General features: G+C 68.3%; 23 protein-coding genes. 6 read left to right on the top strand and 17 right to left on the bottom strand.

The annotated features are described in order from the left end of the window. Positions 1–53: 53 nt before the first annotated feature. Positions 54–983 carry a universal stress protein gene (locus tag RHCRD62_RS02940; RefSeq protein ID WP_050063134.1) on the top strand — a complete coding sequence of 310 codons (930 nt, stop codon included), beginning with the start codon at positions 54–56 and terminating at the stop codon, positions 981–983. A 76-nt stretch (positions 984–1059) separates the two neighbouring features. Here the strand turns inward: RHCRD62_RS02940 and RHCRD62_RS02935 are convergent, their stop codons facing one another. The 14 genes from RHCRD62_RS02935 to RHCRD62_RS02870 all read right to left on the bottom strand — a co-directional run bounded on the left by RHCRD62_RS02935 (position 1060) and on the right by RHCRD62_RS02870 (position 17428). After that, positions 1060–1827: a hypothetical protein gene (locus RHCRD62_RS02935; protein ID WP_050063443.1), complete on the bottom strand. Its 768-nt coding sequence runs from the start codon at positions 1825–1827 to the stop codon at positions 1060–1062. Between the two features lie 263 nt (positions 1828–2090). Beyond that, positions 2091–3650, bottom strand: coding sequence for a class I adenylate-forming enzyme family protein (locus tag RHCRD62_RS02930; RefSeq protein ID WP_050063133.1), 1560 nt, complete (start codon positions 3648–3650; stop codon positions 2091–2093). After that, positions 3650–4882, bottom strand: a complete 1233-nt coding sequence (locus RHCRD62_RS02925) for a thiolase family protein (protein ID WP_050063132.1) — start codon at positions 4880–4882, stop codon at positions 3650–3652. Before RHCRD62_RS02925 ends, RHCRD62_RS02930 begins: the two co-directional genes overlap by 1 nt. Positions 4883–4890: 8 nt before the next feature. Beyond that, complete coding sequence (locus RHCRD62_RS02920; RefSeq protein ID WP_050063131.1) at positions 4891–5826, bottom strand: MBL fold metallo-hydrolase; 936 nt, start codon at positions 5824–5826, stop codon at positions 4891–4893. Between the two features lie 28 nt (positions 5827–5854). After that, positions 5855–6835 carry a fumarylacetoacetate hydrolase family protein gene (locus RHCRD62_RS02915; protein WP_050063130.1) on the bottom strand — a complete coding sequence of 327 codons (981 nt, stop codon included), beginning with the start codon at positions 6833–6835 and terminating at the stop codon, positions 5855–5857. A 176-nt stretch (positions 6836–7011) separates the two neighbouring features. Continuing rightward, entirely contained in the window at positions 7012–7941 is a 930-nt protein-coding gene (locus RHCRD62_RS02910; protein WP_157050782.1) for a LysR family transcriptional regulator, read from the bottom strand. A 155-nt stretch (positions 7942–8096) separates the two neighbouring features. Continuing rightward, a complete protein-coding gene (locus RHCRD62_RS02905) occupies positions 8097–9494 on the bottom strand; it encodes an acyl-CoA synthetase (protein ID WP_050063128.1) in 1398 nt (465 codons plus the stop codon). Positions 9495–9528: 34 nt separating this feature from the next. Beyond that, a complete protein-coding gene (locus RHCRD62_RS02900) occupies positions 9529–10476 on the bottom strand; it encodes a proline dehydrogenase family protein (RefSeq protein ID WP_050063127.1) in 948 nt (315 codons plus the stop codon). Positions 10477–10478: 2 nt separating this feature from the next. Beyond that, positions 10479–12122: an L-glutamate gamma-semialdehyde dehydrogenase gene (gene pruA / locus RHCRD62_RS02895; RefSeq protein ID WP_050063126.1), complete on the bottom strand. Its 1644-nt coding sequence runs from the start codon at positions 12120–12122 to the stop codon at positions 10479–10481. 161 nt (positions 12123–12283) lie between these two features. Next, entirely contained in the window at positions 12284–13381 is a 1098-nt protein-coding gene (gene dapC, locus RHCRD62_RS02890) for a succinyldiaminopimelate transaminase (RefSeq protein ID WP_050063125.1), read from the bottom strand. A gap of 18 nt (positions 13382–13399) precedes the next feature. Next, positions 13400–13723, bottom strand: a complete 324-nt coding sequence (gene fdxA / locus RHCRD62_RS02885; RefSeq protein WP_050063124.1) for a ferredoxin — start codon at positions 13721–13723, stop codon at positions 13400–13402. Between the two features lie 107 nt (positions 13724–13830). After that, entirely contained in the window at positions 13831–14613 is a 783-nt protein-coding gene (locus RHCRD62_RS02880) for a hypothetical protein (protein ID WP_050063123.1), read from the bottom strand. Continuing rightward, positions 14610–17210 carry a bifunctional FO biosynthesis protein CofGH gene (locus RHCRD62_RS02875; protein ID WP_050063122.1) on the bottom strand — a complete coding sequence of 867 codons (2601 nt, stop codon included), beginning with the start codon at positions 17208–17210 and terminating at the stop codon, positions 14610–14612. The genes RHCRD62_RS02880 and RHCRD62_RS02875 overlap by 4 nt, the downstream gene beginning before the upstream one ends. Before the next feature lie 32 nt (positions 17211–17242). After that, the gene (locus RHCRD62_RS02870; protein WP_050063121.1) at positions 17243–17428 is read right to left on the bottom strand and encodes a hypothetical protein; all 186 of its coding nucleotides are present in this window, start codon (positions 17426–17428) and stop codon (positions 17243–17245) included. Positions 17429–17553: 125 nt separating this feature from the next. Between RHCRD62_RS02870 and RHCRD62_RS02865 the strand changes: the two genes are divergently transcribed. The 5 genes from RHCRD62_RS02865 to RHCRD62_RS02845 all read left to right on the top strand — a co-directional run bounded on the left by RHCRD62_RS02865 (position 17554) and on the right by RHCRD62_RS02845 (position 22741). After that, positions 17554–18066: a PH domain-containing protein gene (locus RHCRD62_RS02865; RefSeq protein WP_050063120.1), complete on the top strand. Its 513-nt coding sequence runs from the start codon at positions 17554–17556 to the stop codon at positions 18064–18066. Further along, the gene (locus RHCRD62_RS02860) at positions 18063–19610 is read left to right on the top strand and encodes a PH domain-containing protein (protein WP_050063119.1); all 1548 of its coding nucleotides are present in this window, start codon (positions 18063–18065) and stop codon (positions 19608–19610) included. Before RHCRD62_RS02865 ends, RHCRD62_RS02860 begins: the two co-directional genes overlap by 4 nt. A gap of 138 nt (positions 19611–19748) precedes the next feature. After that, positions 19749–20768: an esterase/lipase family protein gene (locus RHCRD62_RS02855; RefSeq protein WP_050063118.1), complete on the top strand. Its 1020-nt coding sequence runs from the start codon at positions 19749–19751 to the stop codon at positions 20766–20768. A gap of 28 nt (positions 20769–20796) precedes the next feature. After that, a complete protein-coding gene (locus RHCRD62_RS02850) occupies positions 20797–21510 on the top strand; it encodes a uracil-DNA glycosylase (RefSeq protein WP_050063117.1) in 714 nt (237 codons plus the stop codon). Positions 21511–21622: 112 nt separating this feature from the next. After that, positions 21623–22741 carry a DUF2235 domain-containing protein gene (locus tag RHCRD62_RS02845; RefSeq protein WP_050063116.1) on the top strand — a complete coding sequence of 373 codons (1119 nt, stop codon included), beginning with the start codon at positions 21623–21625 and terminating at the stop codon, positions 22739–22741. 11 nt (positions 22742–22752) lie between these two features. Here the strand turns inward: RHCRD62_RS02845 and RHCRD62_RS02840 are convergent, their stop codons facing one another. From RHCRD62_RS02840 to RHCRD62_RS02835, 3 genes are all read right to left on the bottom strand, one after another. Next, complete coding sequence (locus RHCRD62_RS02840) at positions 22753–23160, bottom strand: hypothetical protein (protein ID WP_050063115.1); 408 nt, start codon at positions 23158–23160, stop codon at positions 22753–22755. Between the two features lie 25 nt (positions 23161–23185). Next, a complete protein-coding gene (locus tag RHCRD62_RS26025) occupies positions 23186–23341 on the bottom strand; it encodes a hypothetical protein (protein WP_171018704.1) in 156 nt (51 codons plus the stop codon). A 93-nt stretch (positions 23342–23434) separates the two neighbouring features. Continuing rightward, entirely contained in the window at positions 23435–24814 is a 1380-nt protein-coding gene (locus tag RHCRD62_RS02835) for a glutamate decarboxylase (protein ID WP_050063442.1), read from the bottom strand. Positions 24815–24835: the final 21 nt, after the last annotated feature.

Here is a 24835-nt window from a genome sequence, read left to right as displayed (position 1 = left end):
ATGAGCCGCGGCGCAGCTTCGAAGAGGTGACCTTCTGCCGAAACGAGGAAGACATGCCGCTCGTGAACGCCGGAACACGAATCGTGGTCGGGGTCGACGGATCCGACACCTCACTGGGGGCCGCGAAATGGGCCGCCGTGGTGGCAGAGAAACTGGGGCAGCCACTGCATGTCGTGCATTCGGCGCCGAAACCCAAGCGTACGTCCGGCCGCGGCGAGCCATCCCCCTCTCAACAGCTGATCGACAGTCTCGACGCGGAGGGAGTCGAAGTTCTCTCCTCTGCGGTCGACGCCATTCGTGAACACGCCTCCGACATTCGTATGACGACGGAACTCGACAACGAGCCTGCCGCAGCCGCACTGCTCACTGCCGCGAACGACGCCACCATGATCGTGCTCGGCGCCACGGGACGAGGGACGGTCGAGCGGTGGCTGCTCGGATCGACCGCGGTGCGGGTGGCCAACCAAGCCCCCTGCCCCGTCGTCGTCTGGCGAGGCGACCCTGCCGATCCCGGGCCCGACACGCGCCCGCTCGTCGTCGGCATCGACGGCAGCACCATCTCCGCAGCCGCAACCGAGCTGGCATTCACGTTCGCGGACCTGCTCGGTGCACCCGTCACTGCGGTGCGGTCCTGGACGGACGAGTACGCGATCGGTGCGGCCACCCCCGAAATGCTGCGCCAGTCGGGACCGACGGCACTGCTGGTCGACTGGGAGGCAGTCGCTCGTGCCGAGGAGCAGCATCTGGCGGACATCCTCGCCCCGTTCCGGGACCGCTTTCCCGGCGTGACCGTCAACGCGGTGTCGTCCCGCGGATCGGCACCCCGAGAACTGCTGCGTGCCCTTGATGACGGCCAGCTGGCCGTGGTGGGGAGCAGGGGCCTCGGCCGAGTCGCAGCGGCCCTGCTCGGCTCGACGAGTCAGAACCTGCTGCATCGCGCCGACAGGACCGTCATCGTCCACCGCGATCCGGACGCGTCGTAGGCAGAGCGCTGCCGGGTCGACGGCGGGCAGGGACGAACGCCGGACTGCGCCTCGGCGTTGCCTGCCCGTGCATAGCTCAGGGGGTATCGGCCTGCGCAGCCTGGCGGGTAGGCAGCAGTGGCCGCCACGGCCAATGCCGAGCGAGGCGCGCGCGGGCCCGCAGAAATCCGAGACCGAGGACGAGCCCGAAGATCAGGTGCCCGATCAGGGACAGCACGATCGTGGTGGGAGTGAGCGGGAACATCTTCTGCTGTCCGCCCGGTGACAGCGCGACCGTGCCGATCAACCCGGCCCACACCGGGGCCACCGCGAAGGCGACGAAAGCGACCAGGACGGTGCGGCGCGATCGGTGCTGCAGGCCGAAGGTGAGGGCCAGGAGGAAGAACCCGATCCCGATCCCACCGCCGTCGCCGAGGTACCGCCACAGGTAACCCACGATCGCACCGGTGCGGGCGTCGCTGCCCGCGTGCACCCACGTGCCCATCCGCGGGATGAAGTCGCCCCACAACCCGAGCAGGTACACGGTGTCGAGGCGGAACACGTCGTACACCAGGCACGCGAACATGCCCCAGAAGAGACCGTGTCCGACGATCCGGTCAACCGGGTGCGGCGCGAAAACGCACAGCACGACGAGGATCGCGGCGAGCGGGATGATCACCAGCGCACCCGTCGCGTTCATCGAGACCACCCCGAACACCTGCGCCGAGATCGCCAGCAAAGGCAACGACGCCAGGAGGAGGTACAGCCCGATGCGGGTGAACGCCCAGTGATGGCGGACCCTGCCGGTCGAGGGAGGAGCGTGCTCCAGCTCGTCGGGGACGGTGGGATCGAGGATGTGCGGCATGGTGCGGTGTCCTTCCAGTCCGGTGGCCACCTCGTCGGGTGGTCCTGGTCCAGACCAGCGTCCGCCGGGCGCCGCGGCGCCGACAGGCACCCGAGGGTGAGGAAAGACGCCACCCTCGACGTGGGGCCATCCCGGCAGCCCCGACTTCGCTGCCCGAGGCCGTCCACTCCCCGCAGAACTACAGACCGGTTCCTCGGTCGTCGGAACCGCCTGACTGGCGACGGCGATGTTGTCGAGACGAGGATCGTCCTTCCGAGAGGCGGTCAGATCCGCGTGTCGACGTCGACCCAGTAGTTGTCCCGCAACGACCGCTTCAAGACCTTGCCGGCGCCGCTGCGGGGAAGACTGTCGACGAAGTCGATCCGCTTGGGTGTACGTACACTGCCCAGCGCGTCCTTCACCAGCGCGATGAGTTCCGACTCGCCGACGTCACGACCGGGCGAGAGCTCGACGACGGCGATCACCTTTTCGCCCCAGTCGGGGTCGGGTACGCCGATCACGGCACAGTCGCCGACGCTGGGATGTCCCCAGATGACCTGCTCGATCTCACTGGGATACACGTTGAAGCCGCCAGTGATGATCATGTCCTTGGTCCGGTCGGTGATGTAGAGGTAGCCCTCGTCGTCGAGGTGTCCGACGTCACCGGTGCGGAGCCAACCGTCGATGATCGTCTCGGCGGTCTTGTCGGGCTGCTTGTAGTAGCCCTTCATCACCAGATCGCCGCGGACGCAGATCTCACCGCTCTCACCGCGCGGTACGGCTTTGTCGTCCGTGCCGCGGATCTCGACGGTGATGAGCGGGTACGGGCGTCCACAGGAGTCGAGTCGACTGTCCGACACCGGGATTCCGTCGCGGATGCGTTCGTCGGGACGCGCGAACGCGACTCCGGCGAACGCCTCGGTCTGTCCGTACGCGGCCATCATCACCGGGCCGAAGACCTCGATCGCTCGCTTGACCTTCTCCACCGACATGGGCGCAGCCCCGTGCACGAAGTAGCGCAACGAGGAGAAGTCGAAGTCACGTCCGGCCACCCAGTCCAGCATGCGATAGATGACCGTCGGAGGCAGGAACAGGTCTGTGACCCGATGCGACTCGATCGCCTCGACGATCGACGCGGGGTCCGCTCGCGGAACGATCACGACGGTGCCGCCGCGCGCCGTGGTCGGGAGGGTGATGATGCCCGCCGAGTGCGTGAGGGGCGCCGCCGCCAGATTGACGATCGACTCGGCGTGGCCGTATTCGAACGCCATCAGCAGATGCGCGCACGTGTTGGCAAGCGTGCGATGGGTGTTCATGACGCCCTTCGGCAGCCCCGTGGTGCCACCGGTGGGAGAGATCATCACGACGTCGTCCATCGAGTACGGGACGGCCGGTCGGGTGACCGGCCGGCCGTGGATCCACGTGGCGAGCGACGGGTACGAGCCGTCGAGGTCGGAATCGATGCAGATCATCAGGGCCAGGTCGGGCACCGACGCACACAGCTCCTCGGCCTCGGAACGCATCGAGCTGTGGAAGAAGAGAGCTTCGCAGTCGAACTGCCGGATCAGCCCCGCCGACGTGCTGGGCGGCTCGCCCGGGTGCAGCGGCACCCAGGCTCGGCCGGCACGCCATATGCCGAGGACACACAGCCACGCCACGGGATCGTTCGGGGAGAGCACGGCCGCGTGTCCGGTCGACGTCACTTCGGTGTCGAGGAGCGCCGATGCGATCTGGCAGGTGAGTTCGCCCGCTTCCTGATAGGTCCACGAGCGCTCGCCCATGATGAAAGCGGTACCGGAGGCATTCTGATCCCACCCGCGGTCGAAGAAGTCGATGATCGCCATCAGACCGCCTCGAGGACGGTCACCACTGCGACGGCTTCCTCACCTGTCGAGAACGGGCTGAATCCGCCGCCGTTCTCGGCGAGAGCGATCCGTGCGCCCTCAACCTGACGACTACCTGCTTCGCCACGCAACTGGCTGACGAGCTCGAAGATCTGGCCGAGACCGGTCGCAGCGAGGGGATGCCCCTTCGATTCGAGGCCGCCGGAGGTGTTGATCGGGATGCGTCCTCCGATCGAGGTGACTCCCGACTCGGCGGCCGCGCCGCCGCCCCCCAACTCGACGAAACCGAGGAGTTCGCTGATGAACAGTTCGCCGAAGGCGGTCGCGTCGTGGACCTCGGCGACGGAGACATCGCTCGGCGCGATGCCGGCCCGCTCGTAGGCACGCTCGCCTGCGAGCTTCGTGACGTGCCTCGAGTAGTCGGTCATCGCGCGCTCCACGCCGGTGCCGACGACGGACGCGAGCACACGGACCTGCCGCTTCGACCCCACCCGCGCGGCCACCTCTGCGTTGCAGACGATCACGGCCGAGGCGCCGTCGGTGAGGGGCGAGCACATCGGAACTGTCAGCGGGAAACTCAGCGCGCGTGCCGCGAGGATCTCGTCGACGCTCATGTCCTTGCGGAAGTGCGAGAGCGGATTGTCGACCGAATGCCGGTGGTTCTTTGCCGACACCGCCGCGAGCTGGCGCTGCGTGGTGCCGAACCGGTCCATGTGGGCTCGGGCCATCGCCGCGTAGATGTCCATGAAGATGCTGCGCCGGCCCGCCTGACTGGCGTCGACGGTGCCGCCGAGTTGGTCGAGCGTCCGCTGCAGTGCGGCGGGGTCGGAGAGATCGTAGGCGCCGTCGAAGACGCTCATCGTCTTCGCGCGGTCGCCGGTGTTCATCTTCTCCGCGCCGACCGCCAGCGCGACGGCCGACTCCCCGGCCCGCACGCTCGTGACCGCCAGACTCAGCGCCGACGACCCGCTCGCGCACGCGTTCTCGACGTTGAAGACGGGGATCCGCTCGAGTCCTGTTCCGCGCAGCGCGATCTCGCCGGCGATCATGGCCTGGCCCTCCAGCGGGCCCTGGGTGGTGTTGCCGAAGTAGGCGCTGTCGACCTCGGCGGGATCGACGCAGGCGTCGGCGAGTGCCTCTCGGACCGCCCGAGTGGCCAGGCTCGGGACGGTCTCGGACGGATGCACTCCGAACGGGGTCATGCCTACCCCGATGATGAAGACGTCGTTCATGTTTCGCGTCATTCCTGCGTGCTCACAGGCCCGAGGGACGCCGTGAGGGAATCGGTGGGATGCCGGTGCACGGACTCCACCATCCGTTCGGCGCCGAGCACCTGGAGGGTGTCGCCCGCGGCCTTGAGCAGTCCGGTCGGCATGTCGGCGCGACCGACGAACGAATGGCTCGCCAGGATCGCCGGGATGTCGAAGATCGGACTCTCGGCGATGATGTCCTGCGCGCTCAGGCCTGCGCCGTCTCGTTCCCGAACCGTGTCGAGGGTCGCCAGCAGCATGGTGCGCCACGTGTGCAGGTCCTCTCGCCGCATCGGATCCATGTGTCCCTGGACGTACCAGTCGACGTCGAGCGTCTCGAGCAGCGCGAGAGTGGTGAGCCAGGCGACGGGATCACCGGACTGGATGGCCGGGGTCATTCCGAGGTCGGCGATGAAGGCCACGCGGTCGTCGACCGCATGCACCACCGTCGAGCCCATGGTGTGGCCGGGCGCCTCGAAGAGGACGAAGCGCTTGCCGCCGAGCTCGAGGTTGAGGCGCCCACGGTAGGTGAGCGTCGGGTACGCCATCGTGTAGTTCTCGACAATCGCCGGATCGACATCCGGGTACTCGCCCCAGGTGCGCAGCGCCTCGCGGGCCATCTCGTCGGTGTCCATCACACCGCGCGTCGTCTCCGAGGAGATCAGGACCTCGGGCTCGAGGTAGGGCGCGGAGATGGTGTGGTCGGAGTGGTGTTCGCAGTACACCTGGTAGCGCAGCGGGCCCTTGCTGTCGATGAACTCCTTCCACGGTGCGCAGATGTTGACGGACATCGGGCCGTCGACGGCGATGCAACCTTCGTCGGTGACGATCAGGCCGCTGTACGGGTACGTGCCGAAGACGTAGACGTCGTCGGAGAGCTGGAGGAGGCGCGGGTCGCCGTCGAGGGCGAGGCGGGACGTGGTCATGGTGTGTGTGCTCGCTTCTTCGGTGGGATCAGAGTTCGGGGACGACGTAGTGCGAGAGGACGCCGATGCGCTCGATCTCCAACTCGACGAACGCCGGCCGTGGCAGGTGCTTGCCGAGTTCGAAACTGGAGCCGTCCGGGACCGTTCCGGTGCCCCACACCTCGCCTGCGACGATCTCGTCGCCCTTGCTGAGCGAGACGACCGCGTCGTCGAAGCCGTGGAGCATCTCCGACGTCGAGCCCTCGCCCCACACCTGTCCGTTCACACGCACCGTCATCGCGAGATCGCGCACGTCCGGGATCTCGTCCTTGGTGACGACGCACGGTCCGAAGCTGTTGCCGTTCGGGAAGTCCTTCGAGTCGCCGTGGATCGAGCCACTGCCCGCGATGATGCGGGCCTGGACGTCACGGAGCGTCCAGTCGTTGTAGACGGCGTAGCCGAAGATGTGGTCGTCGGCGACGCTCGGGTCGATGTCGCGCCCGGACCTGCCGATCACCGCACACAGCTCGAGTTCGTAGTCCAGCCAGTCACTTCGACCCGGCCAGGTCAGGACGCTTCCGGGCGCCGAGACGGTCCCGGCGTCGCGTTCGGCCGCGAACGGCGGAGCGGTGGGCTCGTAGAGCAACGACACGAGCGGGTCGACCGCCGCCATGATCTCGGCGACGGCTCGCGGATCGTCGGTGTTCGCGGCGATCCACTGTGCCGTCCTCGCCACGCTCGGACGGAGGTGGTTGACGATCAGCGAGACGTCGCGCAGGCGGCGGGGACGGAAGGGAGCCAGGAGGCCGGCGGTGCGCTGCTCGACGAGGTGCGCCGCGTCGAGCGTGGTGTAGGCGGCCCACGCCTTGTCGAGTGCGGCCTGCCCGCCGTCGATCAGCGCCAGCATGGACGCGAAGTCGGGATCATCGGGGAACCGGCTCGTCAGGTCGGTGTAGCTGTGGTTGTCGCGGTTGTCGATGCCGAGCCGCGGAGTGGGGTCGTCGGGGGTGCGGAAGGTGACGAATTTCATCGGTTCTTCTCTCGAAAGTGGTTCGGTGTGAGGGTGATTCGACCGAAAAGGCGGCGGGCGCCATGGGCGCCGCCGAAGGCTTCCGTCCGCGCTGGTCAGATGCGCGAACGCCGATCAACCTCGAAGCTAGTGCGCTGCATCACGCAGGTGTTATCGATTCATATCGATAGCCGGTATCACTGCTGTTGATAGTTGAGGGCCTCGGCGGCGTCGCGCATGCGCTGTCGCAGCCAGCGGTGCGAAGGGTTGTCGTCATGGCGGGCCGACCAGAACATCGTTTCGGTCAACGGGGCGAATGTCATCGGTGGCTCGACGAGCCGGATGCGAGCCTGCGGGGCGAGGCAGTACGCGAGCCGCTCCGAGATCACGGTGAAGAACGGGGTGTCGCGGAGGAACAGCGACGCCGCGGAGAAGCTCTGAGTCGAGACGTCGACGGGGCGGTCCATGCCCATCGCCCGCATCTGGAGTCGCGCGACCGTCTGCACCGCGTGGCCCTCGTACCCCAGGTAAGGCAGAGTGAGGAACTCCTCGGCGGTGAGTGCGTCCCCGACCTCGGTGTTCTCCGAATCGACCGCACAGACCAATCGATCACCGAACAGGTCTTCACTGTTCAGTGGAACACCCGACGGCTGGAGTTCCCGTGGCGCGATCAGCAGGTCGAAACGGCCCCGCTGCAGGAACTCCGCGTAGTCCTCGGTCACAGGGCGGACGTGGATGCTGACGGCGGGCGCTTCGCGTCGCAGATGGGCAAGGAGCGGCCGCAGGAACACCAACAGGACGTAGTCGCTGGCGACGATCGTGAAGGTCCGATGCTCGCGGGTCGGATCGAACGCGCGACGCTGCCCCAGGGCGTTCTCCATCAGCGCGAGCGACTGTTGGATCGGGCCGATGAGCGATTCGGCCACCGGAGTCGGCACCAGGGTGCGTCCCTCCCGGACGAGCAGGGGATCGTCGAACAGCTTGCGCAGACGCGCAAGGGATGCGCTCATCGCGGGCTGGCCCACCTGCATCCGCTCGGCGGCACGCGTCACACTGCGCTCCGACATCAGGGCGTCGAACGCGACCATCAAATTCAGGTCGACGCTCTGTAGATCCCGGGAGGTCACGACGGGACTCCTGCATTCGGGGGACAGGTTCTCCACATGGTAGAACCCGCCTGCCGTCCTCTCCCGTGGGCTACGCGACGAGTCCTCATTCCCACCGTCTGGTTCTCGGCCGTGGTACGTCGAGATACTCGCCGCCCCAACGCTTCACATCCCCACTACCCCAGCAGCTTCTTCTGGACCTTCCCCATCGCGTTACGGGGCAGCGACTCCACGAACCGCACCTCCCGCGGGCGCTTGTGCACGGACAGTTCGGACGCGACGTGCGCGATCAGCTCGTCGGGGTCGGTGTCCGGCCCGACGACGAACGCGACGATCCGCTGCCCGAGGTCGTCGTCGGGCAGTCCGACGACGGCAACCTCCTTGACGCCGGGATGTCCGAGCAGACTGGTTTCCACCTCGCCCGCGCCGATCCGGTAGCCGCCGGACTTGATGAGGTCGGTCGACGCGCGGCCGACGATGCGATGGAAGCCGCCGTCGTCGATCGCGGCGACGTCGCCGGTGACGAACCAGCCGTCCTCCGTCCACGATTCGGCGGTCGCGTCGGGACGGTTCAGGTAGCCGTCGAACAGCATCGGACCGCGTACCTGCAGCCCTCCGATGGATTCGCCGTCATGCGGAACGAGCGTCCCGTCCTCGGCGACGAGCCGCGTCTCGACTCCTTCGACCGGCAGCCCGACCCATCCGGGCCTGCGTTCCCCGTCCGCGCGGGTACTGAGGGTGATCATCGTTTCGCTCATGCCGTACCGCTCGACGGGCGCGAGTCCGGTGAGCGCGGTGAGCTTCTCGAACACCGGAACCGGTAGCGGCGCACTGCCCGACACCAGCAACCGGGCTCCGGACAGTGCCCGAGCGGATGCCTCGTCCTCCGCGATCCGCGACCACACCGTCGGAACACCGAAGTACAGGCTGCCCCCCGCCTCCGCATAGGCGGCGGGCGTCGGCTTGCCGGTGTGCACGAGCCTGCTGCCGACGCGCAGCGGTCCGAGCAGCCCGAGGATCAGACCGTGCACGTGGAACAGGGGAAGCCCATGGACCAGAGTGTCCTTGCCGGTCCAGTGCCAGGCCCGCGCGAGCGCGTCCAGCCCGGCCGCGATGGCGCGACGTGACAGCAGCACACCCTTGGGGGCGCCGGTCGTACCGGAGGTGTACAGGACGAACGCCGTCGACGACGGATGTGGCTCGGGGTGTCCGTGCCAGTCTCGGGCGTTCACCCGCACCGGCACGACGGGAAGGTCGCTCCCCTCGGGCGCCTTCCCCAACCACGCCTGCGCGCCCGAGTCGGTCAGGATGTGCGCGAGCTCCGCCGGTCCGGAGTCCGGCGGCACCGGAACCACGGTGACCCCGGCGAAGAGGCAGCCCACGATCGCGACGACGGTCGCGGGAGTGGGTTCGGCGAGCACGGCGACGCACCGAGCACCGGCGATGCGACGCGCCAGCGCGCCGGCGCCACCGACGATGTCACTGCGCGAGAGGGTGTGCCCGTCGATGCGCACGGCGTCGGGGAGGTCGTCGCCCTGGGCGACGGCGAGGGGGTTCAGGGAGCTCAGCAGCACGCCTGCCAGCGTCTCACATCAGGTCCGGCGCCCGTCACGTCCGCGTCGTCAGCGACCGTAGGAAGAACGTGAGGTTCGCGGGACGTTCCGCGAGGCGGCGCATGAAGTAGCCGTACCACTGCGCGCCGTACGGCACGTACACCCGCATGCGGGCGCCACTGTCGGCGAGACGCTGCTGCTCGACGTCCCGGATCCCGTACAACATCTGGTGCTCGTAGCGATCCGGGCCGCGCCCGGTGCGCCGGGCCTCGGCCGTCGCGGCGTCGATCATCGCCGGGTCGTGGGATGCGACCATCGGGTAACCGTCGCCGTCCATGAGAATCGCCAGGCACCGACGGTACGAGTCGTCCACCTCCGCCGCCGACTGGAACGCCACCGACGCCGGCTCCCGATAGGCGCCCTTGCACAGCCGGACTCGTGACCCCGGTCCCGCGAGATCACGGCAGTCGCTCTCCGTGCGGCGCAGGTACGCCTGTAGCACCGCCCCCACCCACGGATAGTCGGCGCGGAGCGCGGAGACGATCGACAGCGCCCCGTCGGTGGTGGTGTGGTCCTCCGCATCGACGCTGACCCACACACCCGCGGCCAGCGCGGCCTCGCACAGCTCCCGCGCGTGGTCGAGCGCGATCTTGTCGCCGTCGACGGGCAGCGCCTGCCCGAGCGCCGAAAGTTTCACCGACACTTCCAGCCTGTGCGATCCCGGCGCCTCGTCCAGCTCGGCGAGATCACCCAGCAGACTGCGGTATTCGGCGACGATCGCGCGCGCCTGCTCGGCGTCGGTGGTGTCCTCGCCGAGGTGGTCGATGCTGACGGCGCGTCCGGAGTCGAGCAGGGCACGCGTCGCGACCAGCACATCGTCGCGGGCCTCCCCCGCGACGAATCGGGTGACCAGCGAGCGGGTTCCGGGGGCATGGGTGATCGCCGACTTGATCCGAGACGAGCGCGCTGCGGCCAGGATCGCGGGCCGCAGCAGGTTCGCCATCGCTACACCTCCGGTCCCATGTGCGGGTAGCGGTGGTCGGTGGGCGGCACGAACGTCTCCTTGATCGTGCGAGCCGACGTCCAGCGCAGCAGGTTCAGCGGCGAGCCCGCCTTGTCGTTGGTACCGGACGCCCGCGCCCCACCGAACGGCTGCTGCCCCACCACGGCACCGGTCGGCTTGTCGTTCACATAGAAGTTTCCCGCAGTGAATCGCAGTGCCGCCGTGGCCTTCTCCACCGCAACCCGGTCGTCGGCGATCACCGCCCCGGTCAGGGCGTACGGCGCGGTCCTGTCGACCACGGTGAGCACGTCTTCGAACGCGGTCGGGGCGGCGTCGTCGTACACATGCACCGACAGGATCGGCCCGAAGTACTCGGTCGCGAACGCCTCGTCGCCGGGGTCGTCGGCGAGCAGAACCGTCGGTCGCACGAACCAGCCGACGGCGTCATCGTAGGTGCCACCGACCGCGACCTTGACGCCGGCGGCTCCGCGCGCCCGCTCGATGGCCGCGACGTTTTTGTCGTAGGCCCGCTGATCGATCAGTGCCCCGCCGAAGTTCGCCAGGTCGGTGACGTCCCCATAGGCGAGCTCGTCCGTCTCGGCGAGGAAGTCCTCCCCCATCTCCTCCCACACCGACCGCGGCACGTAGGCGCGAGACGCCGCCGAGCACTTCTGCCCCTGGTACTCGAACGCGCCGCGAATCAGTGCGGTACGCAACGTGTCCGGGTTCGCCGAGGAGTGCGCGACGACGAAGTCCTTGCCTCCGGTCTCGCCTACAAGTCGGGGATAACCGTGGTATCGGCCGATGTTCGACCCCACCTCCTGCCACAGGTGCTGGAAGGTGCGGGTCGAGCCCGTGAAGTGGATGCCTGCGAGGCGAGGGTCGGAGAGGACGACGTCCGACACCGCGGGACCCGTCCCGGTGACGAGATTGATCACCCCAGGCGGCAGCCCGGCCTCCTCGAGAATCCTCATCGTCCAGTACGCCGAAAGCGTCTGGGTGGGAGACGGTTTCCACACCACGGTGTTCCCCATCAACGCGGGCGCGGTCGGCAGGTTTCCGGCGATCGCGGTGAAGTTGAACGGCGTCACCGCGTAGACGAAACCTTCCAGCGGCCGGTACTCCATCCGGTTCCACACCCCCGGACTCGACACCGGCTGCTCGGCGAGAATCTGCCGCGCGAAGTGCACGTTGAACCGCCAGAAGTCGACCAGTTCGCACGGCGCGTCGATCTCTGCCTGCTGCACGGACTTCGACTGTCCGAGCATCGTTGCCGCCGCGAGGGTTTCGCGCCAGGGGCCGGACAGCAGGTCGGCGGCGCGCAGGATCACCGCGGCGCGCTCGTCGAACGGCAGCGACCGCCATCCCGGCGCCGCTGCGACGGCCGCGGTCACGGCGTCGTCGGCGTCCTCGTGGGTGGCGTCCGTGATCGTGCCCAGGACCGCGGTCCGGCGGTGCGGCTGCACGACGTCGATCCGCTCCCCCGCACCCATCCGGTGCACGCCACCGATGACGTGTGGGAGGTCGATCGGAGCCCCGGCGATCTCGGCGAGCTCGCCGGCGAGGATGATGCGCTCGCGACTGCCCGGAGCGTACGAGTGCACCGGCTCGTTGGCCGGCGCGGGAACCTGCGTGACGGCGTCCATGCTGCCTCCTGTCCCGAGGTGGGACCGGGGCGGAACCCCGGTACCGAGGAACTGAAGTCCAGCGTAAGGCGCCGTCGGCGCTCGTGCGTGTTGTGGAGGTCCACAGACCCCCGAAACGCACACGAGCTGGGGCACCTCCCGCTTGCGGGAGCCGAAGCTGCCTACAGGCGGGACGCGGCCGCGGCGATGCGCTCGTCGGTCTCGGTCAGCGCCATCCGCACGTGGCGGCGGCTGCCGGGACCGTAGAAGTCGCCGGGGGCGACGAGGATGCCACGCTCCGCGAACCAGTCGACGGTGTCACGGCACGCCTCCTCGCGGGTCAGCCACAGGTAGAGGCCGGCCTCGGAGTTGTCGACGGTGAATCCGGCGCCGCGGACGGCACCCAGCAGAACCTCACGACGCTTGCGGTACCGCTCACGCTGCTCGTTCTCGTGCTCGTCGTCGTTCAGTGCCGCCGTCATCGCGGCCTGCACGGTGAGCGGCATGATCATGCCCGCGTGCTTTCGCACCTCGAGCAACTCGGCAACGAGTGCCGGGTCGCCGGTGACGAAGCCGGCCCGGTAGCTGGCCAGGTTCGACGTCTTCGACAGCGAGTGCACCGCAAGCAGATTGGTGTGGTCGCCGTCGCAGACGCGCGGATCCAGGATCGAGTACGCCTCGGCCTCCCAGGTCAACCCCAGGTAGCACTCGTCGGACACGACGATCGCGTTCCGGCTGCGCGCGAACTCGACGACCTTGCGGAGGTGATCGATACCGAGCACCTTGCCGGTCGGGTTGGACGGCGAGTTGATGAAGATCAGCTCGGGCCGCTCGGGACCGAGACGCGTCAAACCGTCCGCCCGCAGCACGCGGCAGCCTGCCAGCAGCGCGCCCACCTCGTAGGTCGGGTACGCGACCTCGGGGATCACCACCAGATCACCCTTGCCGAGCCCGAGGAGGGTCGGCATCCAGGCGATCATCTCCTTCGTCCCGATCGCGGGCAGCACCGCCACCGGATCGACACCGGTGATGCCGTACCGCCGGGCGAGCGCCGCCACCGCGGCCTCCCGCAGCGCGGGTTCACCGTGAGTGGTCGGGTACCCGGGCACCTGGGACACCGACGCCAACGCGTCCCGGATCAGGGGCGCGACGGGGTCGACCGGGGTACCGACGGACAGGTTGACGATGCCGTCGGGATGCGACTGCGCCGTGGCCTTCGCGCCGGCGAGCGAGTCCCACGGGAAGTCGGGCAGGCCGCGAGAGACGGCGTTACGGGGCACGGTCGGGAACCTCGACGCTCAGTGCTCGCCCATGGGCGGGAGCGCCTTGATGAACGGCGGGTCGTAGTCGACCTTCCCGAGCTTGGCGGCACCGCCCGGTGATCCGAGCTCGACGAAGAAGTCGACGTTTGCGGAAACGTAGTCGTTCCACTGATCCGGGACGTCGTCTTCGTAGAAGATGGCTTCGACGGGGCAGACGGGCTCACAGGCGCCGCAGTCCACGCACTCGTCGGGGTGGATGTAAAGCATCCGGCCGCCCTCGTAAATACAGTCGACGGGGCATTCTTCGATGCATGCCTTGTCGAGCACATCCACGCACGGTTCAGCAATCGTGTAGGGCACTGCCGCTGCCTTTCTGACACGGACCTTCTTTGCAGGACACCACGAGGCGTGGTACCCGGGTAACAAGTATCACCCCTCCCCCGGACGACGGTCAGGTAAGGGTGCCCTCAGACAGTGGTGATTCCGTGCACACCCTGCCCCGCGACAGCGGTCCGCACGGTGTGCCCGTCGATCCACCGTTTCCCCTGCACCGCGGCATCGAACAGGGCGCCCCGCTCGCCGAGATATCCGGCGATCGCACCCACCAGCGGCACGTGACCGAGTACCCGAAACACCCGTATCGGCTGGGGCCTGCGGTGCAGTTCGTCGGGGATGGCCCGCACCGTCCGCGCGGTCGACCACAGACCGCCGATCGCGGCGAACGGTCGCCAGCCGGCGGGCTGGTCGTCGACGCGTTCAGCGGTGTCGGCGAGCAGGGTGCGTGCATCGATCTCCCGACCGCAGAGCACCGACGCCAGCAACTCCACCTGCGCGGTCCGGTCGGTGACGCCCAGTTCACGGGCGACCGCCACGAGAACCAGTGTCTGGTTCGCGAACCCGAGCAGGTCCTGCAGCGGCAGACGCTTCGCAACCGGTCCGAGGACACCCGGGAACGCCACGACCATCGTGTTCAGGGTCCCGAGGCGTGTCAGCCACCAACTCGCCCGACGCTCGTCCCCGGCCCGCTCCCACGCCGCGGTGCCCGGCACTTCGGCGAGGTCCAGCAGCCACGCCACCCCGTCGAGGACGCGGTCGAGCGCCGACCCGCCCTCGACCGGGGGCAGGAAGGTGCGCGCCTTGATCCCGAACGGGTCGACGGACGCCAGATCGAGAATCGGATTCACGCCCCACGCCGCGCGGTCGAGAACCGCGACGACCCGCTCGTCGCCGATCGGGTCCCCGCCGCTCATGACACGACCACCCGCTCGGCGTAACTGGTCGTGCGTTCCCGGGCGGGCCTGCCGATGCCCTCCGCGATGGAGCGCAGTTCGGCGACGGTCTTCTCCGACCCGTGCTGCGAGCCGGCCATGCGGGATATGGTCTCCTCCATGAGCGTGCCTCCGAGATCGTTGGCACCGCCCTGCAGCATCGCCTGGGTGCCCTCGATCCCCAGTTTGACCCAACTCGTCTGAATATTGTGGATACGGCCGTGCAGCATCACCCGCGCCAGCGCGTGCGCGGCCCGGTTGTCCCGCATTGTCGGCCCCGGACGCGACGCCCCCGCCAGGTACAGCGGCGACGACTGGTGCACGAACGGCAGCAGCACGAACTCGGTGAAACCGCCGGTGCGGTCCTGGATTCCGCGGAGCACGTTCAGGTGGCCCACCCAGTGGTGCGGTTGGTCGACGTGGCCGTACATCATCGTCGAACTCGACCGCAGACCCACCTCGTGCGCCGTCGTGACCACGTCGACCCAGGTGCTCGTCGGCAGCTTGCCCTTGGTGAGGACCCAGCGGACCTCGTCGTCGAGGATCTCCGCTGCCGTTCCGGGGATGGTGTCGAGGCCCGCTGCCCGCAGTTCCGTCAGCCAGTCCCGCACCGACTGCCCGCCGCGCGAGGCGCCGTTGACGATCTCCATCGGGCTGAACGCGTGCACGTGCATCGACGGAACCCGTTCCTTGACCGCGCGCACCAGGTCGGCGTACCCGGTGACCGGCAGTTCCGGGTCGATACCACCCTGCATGCAGACCTCGGTCGCCCCGGCGACGTGCGCCTCCCACGCCCGGTCCGCGACCTCGGATGCCGACAGGGTGAACGCGTCCGCGTCCCCCTTGCGCTGCGCGAACGCACAGAATCGGCAGCCGGTGTAGCAGATGTTGGTGAAGTTGATGTTCCGGTTCACCACGTAGGTGACGTCGTCGCCGACCACCTCGCGACGCAGGCCGTCGGCCAGCGCGACGAGGGCTTCGAGGCCGGCACCGTCGGCGGTCGCGAGTGCGCGGTAGTCGTCGTCGGAGCAGCCCGCCGGGTCGCGCTCCGCGTTGCGGAGCGCGGTCAGCACGTCCGAATCGACCTTCTGCGGGGCGCTGAGCGAGAGCACCTGCTCGCGGACCGTGTCCCAGTCGCCGAACGCGCTGCCCAGGTCGCTCCGGGTCTCGGTGTTGCGGCCGTCGGTGTCGATGGCGGTGTTCAGGTCGATGCGGCCGCTCGACGACCACATCTCGTCCGGTTCCTGCCACGGCAGGCCTGCCGGAATCACGTCGACGCGGGCCATGCCGGTGGCCGGGTCGGCGAGTGCCTGGACGTGCCCGGCGATGCGCGGGTCGATCCACGGCGAGCCTGCCAGCACGTACTGCGGCTGGGCGGCCGTGCGCTCGACGAGCGTGTATCCGGCCTCGGCGGTGATCGCGGCGAGCGTGTCGAGGTTCGGCCATGGGCGTTCCGGGTTGACGTGGTCGGGCGTCAGCGGCGACACCCCGCCCCAGTCGTCGACACCGGACGCGATCAACGCCAGGCACTCGTCCGCCGACACCAGGTTCGGCGGCGATTGGATCCGCATCGCCGGTCCGAGCACCAGCCGGGTGACGGCGATCGCGGCCCGGAACTCCTCGATCCCCGCGTCGGGCGTCTCCCGCATCGCGGTGTCGTCCTTGGCCAGGAAGTTCTGCACGATCACTTCCTGAACGTGACCGAACGCCTTGTGCGACTTGCGGATCGCCATGATCGTCTCTGCGCGATCGACCATCGTCTCGCCGATCCCCACCAGCAGTCCGGTGGTGAATGGCACCGACAGCCGACCGGCGTCCGTCAACGTCCGCAGGCGAACCGCCGGATCCTTGTCGGGGCTGCCGTGGTGACATTGCCCCTTCTCGGTGAACAGCCGCGTCGACGTCGTCTCGAGCATCATGCCCATCGACGGCGCGACGGGCTTGAGCCGCGAGATCTCCTCCCAGCTCATCACGCCCGGATTCAGGTGCGGCAGCAGACCGGTCTCCTCGAGCACCCGGATCGACATGGCCCGCACGTAGTCCAGGGTCGAGTCGTACCCCCTCGATTCGAGCCACTCCTGTGCCTCTGGCCACCGTGCCTCCGGACGGTCACCGAGCGTGAAGAGCGCCTCCTTGCAGCCCAGTTCGGCGCCCCTCCTGGCGATGTCGAGCACCTCGTCCGGGTCCAGGTACATCCCGTGTCCCTCGGCGCGCAGCTTGCCGGGCACGGTGACGAACGTGCAGTAGTGGCACTTGTCGCGGCACAGCCGGGTAAGCGGGATGAACACCTTGCGGGAGTAGCTGACGGTCTTCGGCCTGCCCGCCGCCTCCAGGCCGGCGTCCCGGACACGCGCCGCCGAGGTACACAGATCGTCGAGGTCGCCGCCCTTGGCGTGCAGCAGCACCGTCGCCTCGTCGACGTTGAGCGTCGCCCCGTCCCGGGCACGTCGCAGCGCACGTCGCATCGCGGACGCCGGCGGTGCCGGCAATTCACGCACCGTCGACGGTGCCGCGCCCGGCATCGTCGGGTCGGGCAGCATCGAGGAAGTGGCGTCGTCAGCAGTCACGCAGTCGATCATGCGCCATTGCCGGAGATCTACGCCAGGGCAGGTCAGCTGCGGGGGTAGTCCTCGTCGTCGGGAACCGCACGGGACTGCTCCACCGCGTCGGCCTCGTCGACCTCCCTGGTGCCGACCGTCTCGACCTGCGCCGCATCGTCCTGCTCGTCGTCCGGCACCACCGGGTCCGCCTGCTCGGCGCGGTCGACGTCCGGTACCTCGTTCTCGAGTCGATCCACGGCACGCTCCTTCCGCTCCTGTCCAGGTTAGGCGCCTTCGGCGCTCGTGCGCGGTTCACGGGTCCGGTGACACGCAAAGCGCCCACGAGCGCCGTTGGCGTCCGGTGCGGCAGTGTGGAGGGGTGATGAGCACCCCGGCCTTCTCCTCCCCCGTCACGATGGCCGACCCGCGGTGGAAGCCGAGCTCGCGGGCTCCGCTGCTGTGGGCGGTGAACGCTGCCCTGATGTGGATCCCGGTTTTCGCCGCGCAGGCCGTCTGGGCTGTCGTCGACGGCGCGTGGACGTCGTGGCCGCACGTGACGGTGTTCGCGGCGTCGGCGGCGCTGGCGCTGGCGCACGTGCTGGTCGTGCCCGGCTGGCGCTACCGGGTGCACCGCTGGGAGGTCAGCGACACCGCCGTCTACACGCGCTCCGGGTGGTTCACCCAGGAACGTCGCATCGCGCCGATCAGCCGCGTCCAGACCGTCGACACCGAACGCGGCCCGGTCGACCGCCTGCTCGGACTCGCCACGGTCACCGTCACCACCGCCTCGTCCGCGGGTGCGGTGCGGATCGCGGCGCTCGACACCGAGATCGCCGACGCCACCGTCACCCGACTCACCGAGATCGCCGGACACAATCGCGGGGACGCGACATGACCGTGCCGCGGTCACCGGCCCCCGGCACCGCCCCGCCGGAACAGTCGGGTCCGGACGCCCTCGCCGCCGAACAGGAGCAGCCGTGGCTGCGCCTCGACAAGCGGATGTTGCTCGTTCATCCCGTCGACGAAGCGGTCAAACTCCTCCCGGTGCTGCTGATCTCACTGGTCGTCGGCACCCAGAGCGGCAACCACTACTGGGGTCTGCTCGTGCTGACCGGGCTGGTCGCGTACGCGATTGCACGGTGGTTGACGACGAGTTACCGCATCGGACCCGTCCACGTGCAGTTGCGGACCGGGGTGTTCCAACGCAAGGTCCTGTCCGTTCCGCGGAACCGGATCCGCTCGGTCGATGTCGAGGCCGGACTGCTGCACCGCGTCCTCGGTCTCTCGGTTGTCCGGATCGGGACGGGGCAGCGGGCCGAGAAGCCGGGCGAGTCGGCCAGGTTCGAACTCAACGCCCTCGACGCCCGGCTCGTCCCCGCGCTGCGCGAGGCGCTGCTGTTCGCACACGGGAGCACGGACTCCCCCGGGGCATCCGAACCCGCGCCGGCACCGCCTGCCGTCGAGATCGCACACTGGTCACCGTCCTGGGTTCGGTACGCCCCGCTCTCGACGACGGGCGTCCTCACCGTCGCCGCCGCCGTCGGCCTGGTGTTCCAGTACGGGTTGGGCCAACGCGTCGCCGACTCCGACACGATCTCCGAGGGCCTGGACGTGCTGCGCGGCTGGGGTGTCGCGGCGGCGGTGACGATCGGCGTGGTCGCACTCGTCGCGATTGCGAGCGCGCTCGCCTGCGTCCGCTACCTGCTGACCTTCGGCAACCTGACGGTGACCGACGACGGACGAGTCCTGCACGTGAGTCACGGACTGCTCCGCACCCGGCAGACGACACTGGACCGGGCACGCCTGCGTGGCACCAGCCTCCGTGAGCCGCTGCTGCTGCGAATGGCGGGTGCGGCGCGACTCGACGCCGTGATGACCGGGGTCTCCGCGGATCAGAGGTTCTCCTCGATGCTGCTGCCGCAGGCGCCGCACGCCGAGGTGCGGCGCATGGAGTCCCTGGTGTTGCGCGCGGACGACTCCACGCCACTGAGGATGCACGGACCGGCCGCGCGGCGCCGCAGATACAGTCGCGCGCTCCTGCCGTTCGCCGCCCTCGCCGCGGCGGCCGGTGTCGCGGGCGCGGTCGGTGCGCCCATCGGCTGGCCGGTGTGGACCGCGGTCGCGATCCTGGCCGTCGCCGCGGGCCTGCTCGCCCACGACCGGTATCGCGGTCTCGGGCACGCCACCCCGCCGGGCCGGTTGGTGACGCGGCACGGATCACTCGACCGCGGCAGGCACACGGTCGACGCCGACGGCATCGTGGCGTGGACGGTGCGGCAGACGTTCTTCCAGCGCCGCGCCGGGGTCGCGACTGTCATCGCGGCCACCCCGGCAGGGACGGGCCACTACGACGTGATCGACCTGCCGGCCGACGAGGCGTGGGCACTGGTGGAAGCAGTCACCCCGGGCGCCGGTGACGCCTGGACCCGGTCCGTGTGACGCCGACTCGATCCGCGGCATCTCACCGGCGTCGTGACGGACTAGTCACCCTGTTCTGCCTCGCCGATCTCGTCCGTGCTGCTAGATATGACCGCTGCACCTATTCCAGCTTGCACGACCATCCACAGGGGGACTCGAGTGACACAACGGAACCGCACTTCCGCGACCGGCCTAACGGCCCTCGCCGCACTCCTGCTTGGGTTCTCGATCGTCCCGGGGGCGGCGACGGCATCGGCGCAGTCCTCGAACCCGGTGATCGTCGAGAGCTTCAAGAACCTCACGGGGTCGGTGATGAGTCAGGAGTTCGTCCAGGGTGAACTCCCGGGTGTGAACGAGGAATGCACGCCGTCGCCGGAACACCCTCGGCCGGTCGTACTCGTTCACGGCACAGGGCTGAGAATGCAGAAGACGTGGGGGAACGTCTTCGATCCCAGCCTGCCTGGGCCGATGGTCACGGCGCTTCGCGACGACGGGTACTGCCTGTACGCGTTGAACTACGGATACGACACGGTGATTCGGATCGCCGGGTTCGCGGGCCCCAGTGGGTGGGGAAACGGCTCGATCGCGGAGTCCGCGAAGGAACTGTCGACGTTCATCGACTCGGTGCGGGACCTGACCGGCACACCCCAGGTCGATATCGTCGGGCACTCACAGGCTGGGCCGCTCACTCGGCGGTACCTCCTCGCCGAGGGCGGAGCAGACCCGGCGAACCCCGAGAACAACAAGGTTCACAGCCTGGTCCTGCTCGCGCCCAGCACCAACGGCACGACGTTCTGGGGTAAGACCGAGGAAGGGGCCAAGAAGGGGGGGCACTCGATCGCCGCTCAACAGCAGACCGTGGGATCGTCGTTCCTGACCGAACTCAACGCCGGCCCGGGAACATTGCCCGGAATCGAGTACACCGTCATCGCGTCGACCAACGATGATCGGATCTTTCCGTACGAGAACTCCTTCTTCACTCCGGCGCCGGGCACCGAGCAGTCTGTCCGTCAGATGACAGTGCAGGACGTGTGCGACGACCCGGATCTGGCCATCTCGCACGGCAGGTACTTCCCGCCGGGAGCGGGCAACTCCGTCGGCCTCCTCGACCATGAGGTCCCCCGTTTCCTCGTCCGCCAGGCCCTCGATCCGACGTTGCCCGGGACGGCACCCTGCTGAAACCCGGTGCGGGGGTAGCGTCGAATCGATGGAACGTCACTCCACTCTCACCTCGATGGACGCTGATCTCATCGAGTGCAGACGCTGCCCCCGCCTCGTGGCGTGGCGAGAGAAGGTTGCACGCGAGAAGCGGGCCTCCTTTCGTGACGAAACCTATTGGGGCCGTCCGGTACCCGGGTTCGGACCCTCCGACGCCTCACTCCTGATCGTGGGGTTGGCACCCGCCGCCCACGGCGCCAACCGAACTGGGCGCATGTTCACCGGAGACCGCAGCGGTGACGTGCTCTACGCGGCGCTGCACGCCGTGGGCCTGGCGAATCAGCCGACCGCGGTGTCCATCGACGACGGACTCGCCCTGCTCGGCACCAGGATCACCTCGCCCGTGCACTGCGCACCTCCGGACAACAAGCCGACCCCCACCGAGCGCGACACCTGCCGCCGCTGGCTCGACGACGAGTTGCGCCTGCTCTCCCCGACGTTGCGGTCGGTGGTCGTGCTCGGTGGATTCGGTTGGCAGGCATTACTTCCCGTATTCGCCGACGCCGGGTGGACGATCCCGCGTCCACGACCGAGATTCGCGCACGGCGCCCATGTCGAACTCGCGGGCAAGGGCAGCCCGCTGCATTTGTTCGGCTGCTATCACGTCAGCCAGCAGAACACCTTCACCGGCAGGCTCACCCCTCCCATGATCGAGAGCGTTCTCCGGGATGCGGCGCGCGCCGCGCATTTACCTGTCCGATAGCCGAATTCGTTCGCACCCTTAACAAGGTGGCACCGCGCTCGAGTTGTCGCCCACGATGTTCGGCGCGACAATTGCGGTAGTCAGGGGCCCTTACCTCCAATGAGGGATTGCCATGTCGAAACGACTCATCGTGTGCTGTGACGGCACATGGAACAGCGCGGACGACGAGAACCCGACCAACGTTTCGAAGATTGCTCTGGCCGTCGCCGCACAGGACGGCACGGGGAAAGAGCAGCGCACGTATTACCACCGCGGCGTCGGAACGGACAAGAGGGAGAGAGTTCGCGGAGGCGCATTCGGTGTGGGTCTCTCTCGCGACGTCCGGAACGCCTATCGGTTCCTCGTCGAGAACTACGAGCCGGGCGACGAGATCTACTTCTTCGGCTTCAGTCGCGGCGCCTTCACCGCGAGAAGTACCGCCGGCTTCGTCGGCAACTGCGGCGTCCTGCGCCGAGAACACACCCACCGCCTCGACGAGGCGTACGCGCTGTACCGCAACAAGAGCAAGACCACCATGAGGAAGGGAACCGAGGCCATCCTCTTCCGGCGCTCCTTCTCCCACGAAGCCCACATCGAGTTCATCGGCGTTTTCGATACGGTGGGATCGCTCGGAATTCCGCTTCACCTGTGGAATCTGACCAGGATGATCAACCGCCGCTGGGCGTTTCACGACACCACCCTGAGCCCGACGGTCCGCTCGGCCTACCACGCCCTGGCGATCGACGAGAAGCGCAGACCCTTCCGTCCGACGCTGTGGACCCCGAACACGGATGCGGCACCCGGGCCGAAGGATCCACCTCCCGAGAACCAGGAGGTCGAACAGGTCTGGTTCGCCGGGGTCCACAAGGACGTCGGCGGCGGCTACGAAGTGCACGGCCTCAGCGACATTTCACTGTTGTGGATGGTCGACCGCGCCCGCGCATGCGGCGTGAAATTCCGACCCGATGCCTTTGTGGACGCCTCGTCGCGCGAGGGCGCTCCACCAGTGGGCGATCCGGCCCTCCGTGCGTACACCGCCGTCAACCCCAACACGTTCGGCAAACTGAACGAGTCCCGCAAAGGGCTCTTCAAGATCTTCCCGGGGTACAGCCGGCGGTTCGGCGAGGGCCTACCTGGAACCGAGTACCTCTCGTCGACCGCGGAGGCCCGATACGACAGGAATGACGGCTACGCTCCGCGAGGCCTGGTCGACTATCTCGAGGGCGCGCCGCAGTTCAAGACCGTTCGTTAGGGACACCGACCTCAGCGCCGCGTCGCCTGCCCACGCTCCACCGCGGCGTCGGCTCCCCATTTGAACAGCATCGCGATCGGCGGAAGCAGCCCGACGGCGAGCAGCAGTAGCGTGCGCCAGTCCGCAGGGAGCAGTCGGTCCCCGCCGGGACCACCGACCATGCACACGAGAAACCCCACGAACCAGGCGACGAGCGGCCACGTCGCCTGCCCGACGCTGCCGGTGACGGACCTCGCCCCGCGGACGAGCAGCACATTCACGACACCCGCGACCAGAGCGCTCACCGGCACCGCCACCGCCCCGATGTGCGTCGGCAGGAACAGCACGGCCAGCAGCGCCGTCAGGAACCCGTCGAACACCAGCAACGCCAGGATCAAGCGGTCGACGGTCCCGTGGTCGGCGGCGGGTGCGGTGGTCATGCCGTCGATCGTAGGCGCCGGGCACTCACCCCACGGGCGGGTACCCGAGCATCGTCAGGAGGTTCGACTGCATGTGGACGAATCCGTGCAGCGCGTTCATGTACTGATCGTGATGCATCTGCGAATTGGGCCGCAGTGAGTCCACGAACTCCACGATCTGGTTCTGCACGCTCCAGTTCACGCCGGCACCTCCGAGCCATCCCCCGCAACTATGATCCAGATCACAGACTAGAGGGAATGGCGCTGCCCGTCACCTGCCCGGCGAGAAATCGACTCAGTGATGGAAACTCGTGCGCTCGCTGGCCGTGGGGGCCCCGCCGCCACTCAGCGTCGCGACCGTCTCCTCGATGTCGCGGGCGAGCAACTCGATCACGTCACGAGAAATGCCGTGCCGCACCAGAACCCGCTGGATCACCGTGTTCTCCCGGTTCGCGGGCAACGGATAGGACGGCACCTGCCAGCCACGCATCCGCAGGCGGTCGCTCAGGTCGTACAGCGAGAATCCCGCGTTCTCCGGATCGGTGAGCGTGTACGACACCGCAGGCAGTCCGCCGGTGCCGTCGTAGAGGATGGTGAACGGGCCCATCTCCCGGATCTCGTCGGCAAGGTGCTTGGCCGTGTCCGCGCACGCCTGCTGGATCCGGCGGTAGCCCTCCCGCCCGAGACGCAGCAGCAGGTAGTACTGCGCGACGATCTCCCCGCCCGGCCGGGAGAAGTTCAACGCGAAGGTCGGCATGTCACCGCCGAGGTAGCTGACCCGGAACACCAGGTCCTCTGGGAGCAGGTCCGCGCTCCGCCAGATCGCCCAGCCCACTCCGAGCGGCGCCAGCCCGTACTTGTGACCGGACGAGTTGATCGACGCGACACGCTCGATCCTGAAGTCCCACACCAGCTCCGGCTGAACGAACGGCGCAATGAAGCCACCACTCGCGGCATCCACGTGGACAGGAACGTCCCAACCGTGATCCGCCTGGATCGCGTCGAGTTCGGCGGCGATCTCCGCGATCGGCTCGTAGTCGCACGTGTAGGTGACGCCCAGGATCGCGACGACACCGATGGTGTTCTCGTCCACGTACTCCCTCAGCTGGTGCGGCTGCATTCCGGTCGCACCCTCCTCCACCGGGACCTGCCGCAGCTCGACGTCGAAGTAGCGGGCGAACTTCTCCCAGCACACCTGCACCGGACCGCACACCAGGTTCGGGCGGTCGGTCGACTGCCCTGCCGCGCGCCTGCGTTCCCGCCACCGCCACTTCAGTGCCAGTCCGCCGAGCATCGCGGCCTCGCTGGACCCCGTCGTCGAACACCCGACCGTGTTGCGGCCGTCCGGACTGTTCCACAGGTCGGCGAGCATGTGCACACAACGCGACTCGATCTCCGCGGTCTGTGGGTACTCGTCCTTGTCGATCATGTTCTTGTCCATGCACTCGTCCATCAGACGATGCACCTCGTCCTCCGACCACGTGGAACAGAAGGTCGCGAGGTTCTGCGAGGAGTTTCCGTCGAGGGCCAGTTCGCCGTGGATCAACGCTCGGACGATTCGCGGATCCGACGACCCCTCGGGCATTCGATACTTCGGAAGCTCCGCTTCACTCAGCGGCGTCGAATAGATGTCGTCCGTGATGTCGGATCGGTCACCGACCTTGTGCAGTGCCATCAGCACTCGTCCCTTCGTGGG

Source organism: Rhodococcus sp. RD6.2, assembly GCF_001040705.1.
Taxonomy (GTDB): Bacteria; Actinomycetota; Actinomycetes; order Mycobacteriales; family Mycobacteriaceae; genus Rhodococcus_G.
Note: the sequence above shows the minus strand (reverse complement) of the source record. Positions and strands in the feature narration are given on the sequence as shown.

Coding starts and splice junctions, on each gene's coding strand:
- RHCRD62_RS02925 (WP_050063132.1), bottom strand. CDS start 4,882: ATGAACGACGTCTTCATCATCGGGGTAGGCATGACCCCGTTCGGAGTG.
- RHCRD62_RS02850 (WP_050063117.1), top strand. CDS start 20,797: ATGGAACGTCACTCCACTCTCACCTCGATGGACGCTGATCTCATCGAG.
- RHCRD62_RS02835 (WP_050063442.1), bottom strand. CDS start 24,814: ATGGCACTGCACAAGGTCGGTGACCGATCCGACATCACGGACGACATC.
- RHCRD62_RS02845 (WP_050063116.1), top strand. CDS start 21,623: ATGTCGAAACGACTCATCGTGTGCTGTGACGGCACATGGAACAGCGCG.
- RHCRD62_RS02930 (WP_050063133.1), bottom strand. CDS start 3,650: ATGGCGATCATCGACTTCTTCGACCGCGGGTGGGATCAGAATGCCTCC.
- RHCRD62_RS02880 (WP_050063123.1), bottom strand. CDS start 14,613: ATGAGCGGCGGGGACCCGATCGGCGACGAGCGGGTCGTCGCGGTTCTC.
- RHCRD62_RS02860 (WP_050063119.1), top strand. CDS start 18,063: ATGACCGTGCCGCGGTCACCGGCCCCCGGCACCGCCCCGCCGGAACAG.
- RHCRD62_RS02940 (WP_050063134.1), top strand. CDS start 54: ATGCCGCTCGTGAACGCCGGAACACGAATCGTGGTCGGGGTCGACGGA.
- RHCRD62_RS02900 (WP_050063127.1), bottom strand. CDS start 10,476: ATGGCGAACCTGCTGCGGCCCGCGATCCTGGCCGCAGCGCGCTCGTCT.
- RHCRD62_RS02865 (WP_050063120.1), top strand. CDS start 17,554: ATGAGCACCCCGGCCTTCTCCTCCCCCGTCACGATGGCCGACCCGCGG.
- pruA (WP_050063126.1), bottom strand. CDS start 12,122: ATGGACGCCGTCACGCAGGTTCCCGCGCCGGCCAACGAGCCGGTGCAC.
- RHCRD62_RS02915 (WP_050063130.1), bottom strand. CDS start 6,835: ATGAAATTCGTCACCTTCCGCACCCCCGACGACCCCACTCCGCGGCTC.
- RHCRD62_RS02920 (WP_050063131.1), bottom strand. CDS start 5,826: ATGACCACGTCCCGCCTCGCCCTCGACGGCGACCCGCGCCTCCTCCAG.
- RHCRD62_RS02935 (WP_050063443.1), bottom strand. CDS start 1,827: ATGCCGCACATCCTCGATCCCACCGTCCCCGACGAGCTGGAGCACGCT.
- RHCRD62_RS02875 (WP_050063122.1), bottom strand. CDS start 17,210: ATGATCGACTGCGTGACTGCTGACGACGCCACTTCCTCGATGCTGCCC.
- RHCRD62_RS02840 (WP_050063115.1), bottom strand. CDS start 23,160: ATGACCACCGCACCCGCCGCCGACCACGGGACCGTCGACCGCTTGATC.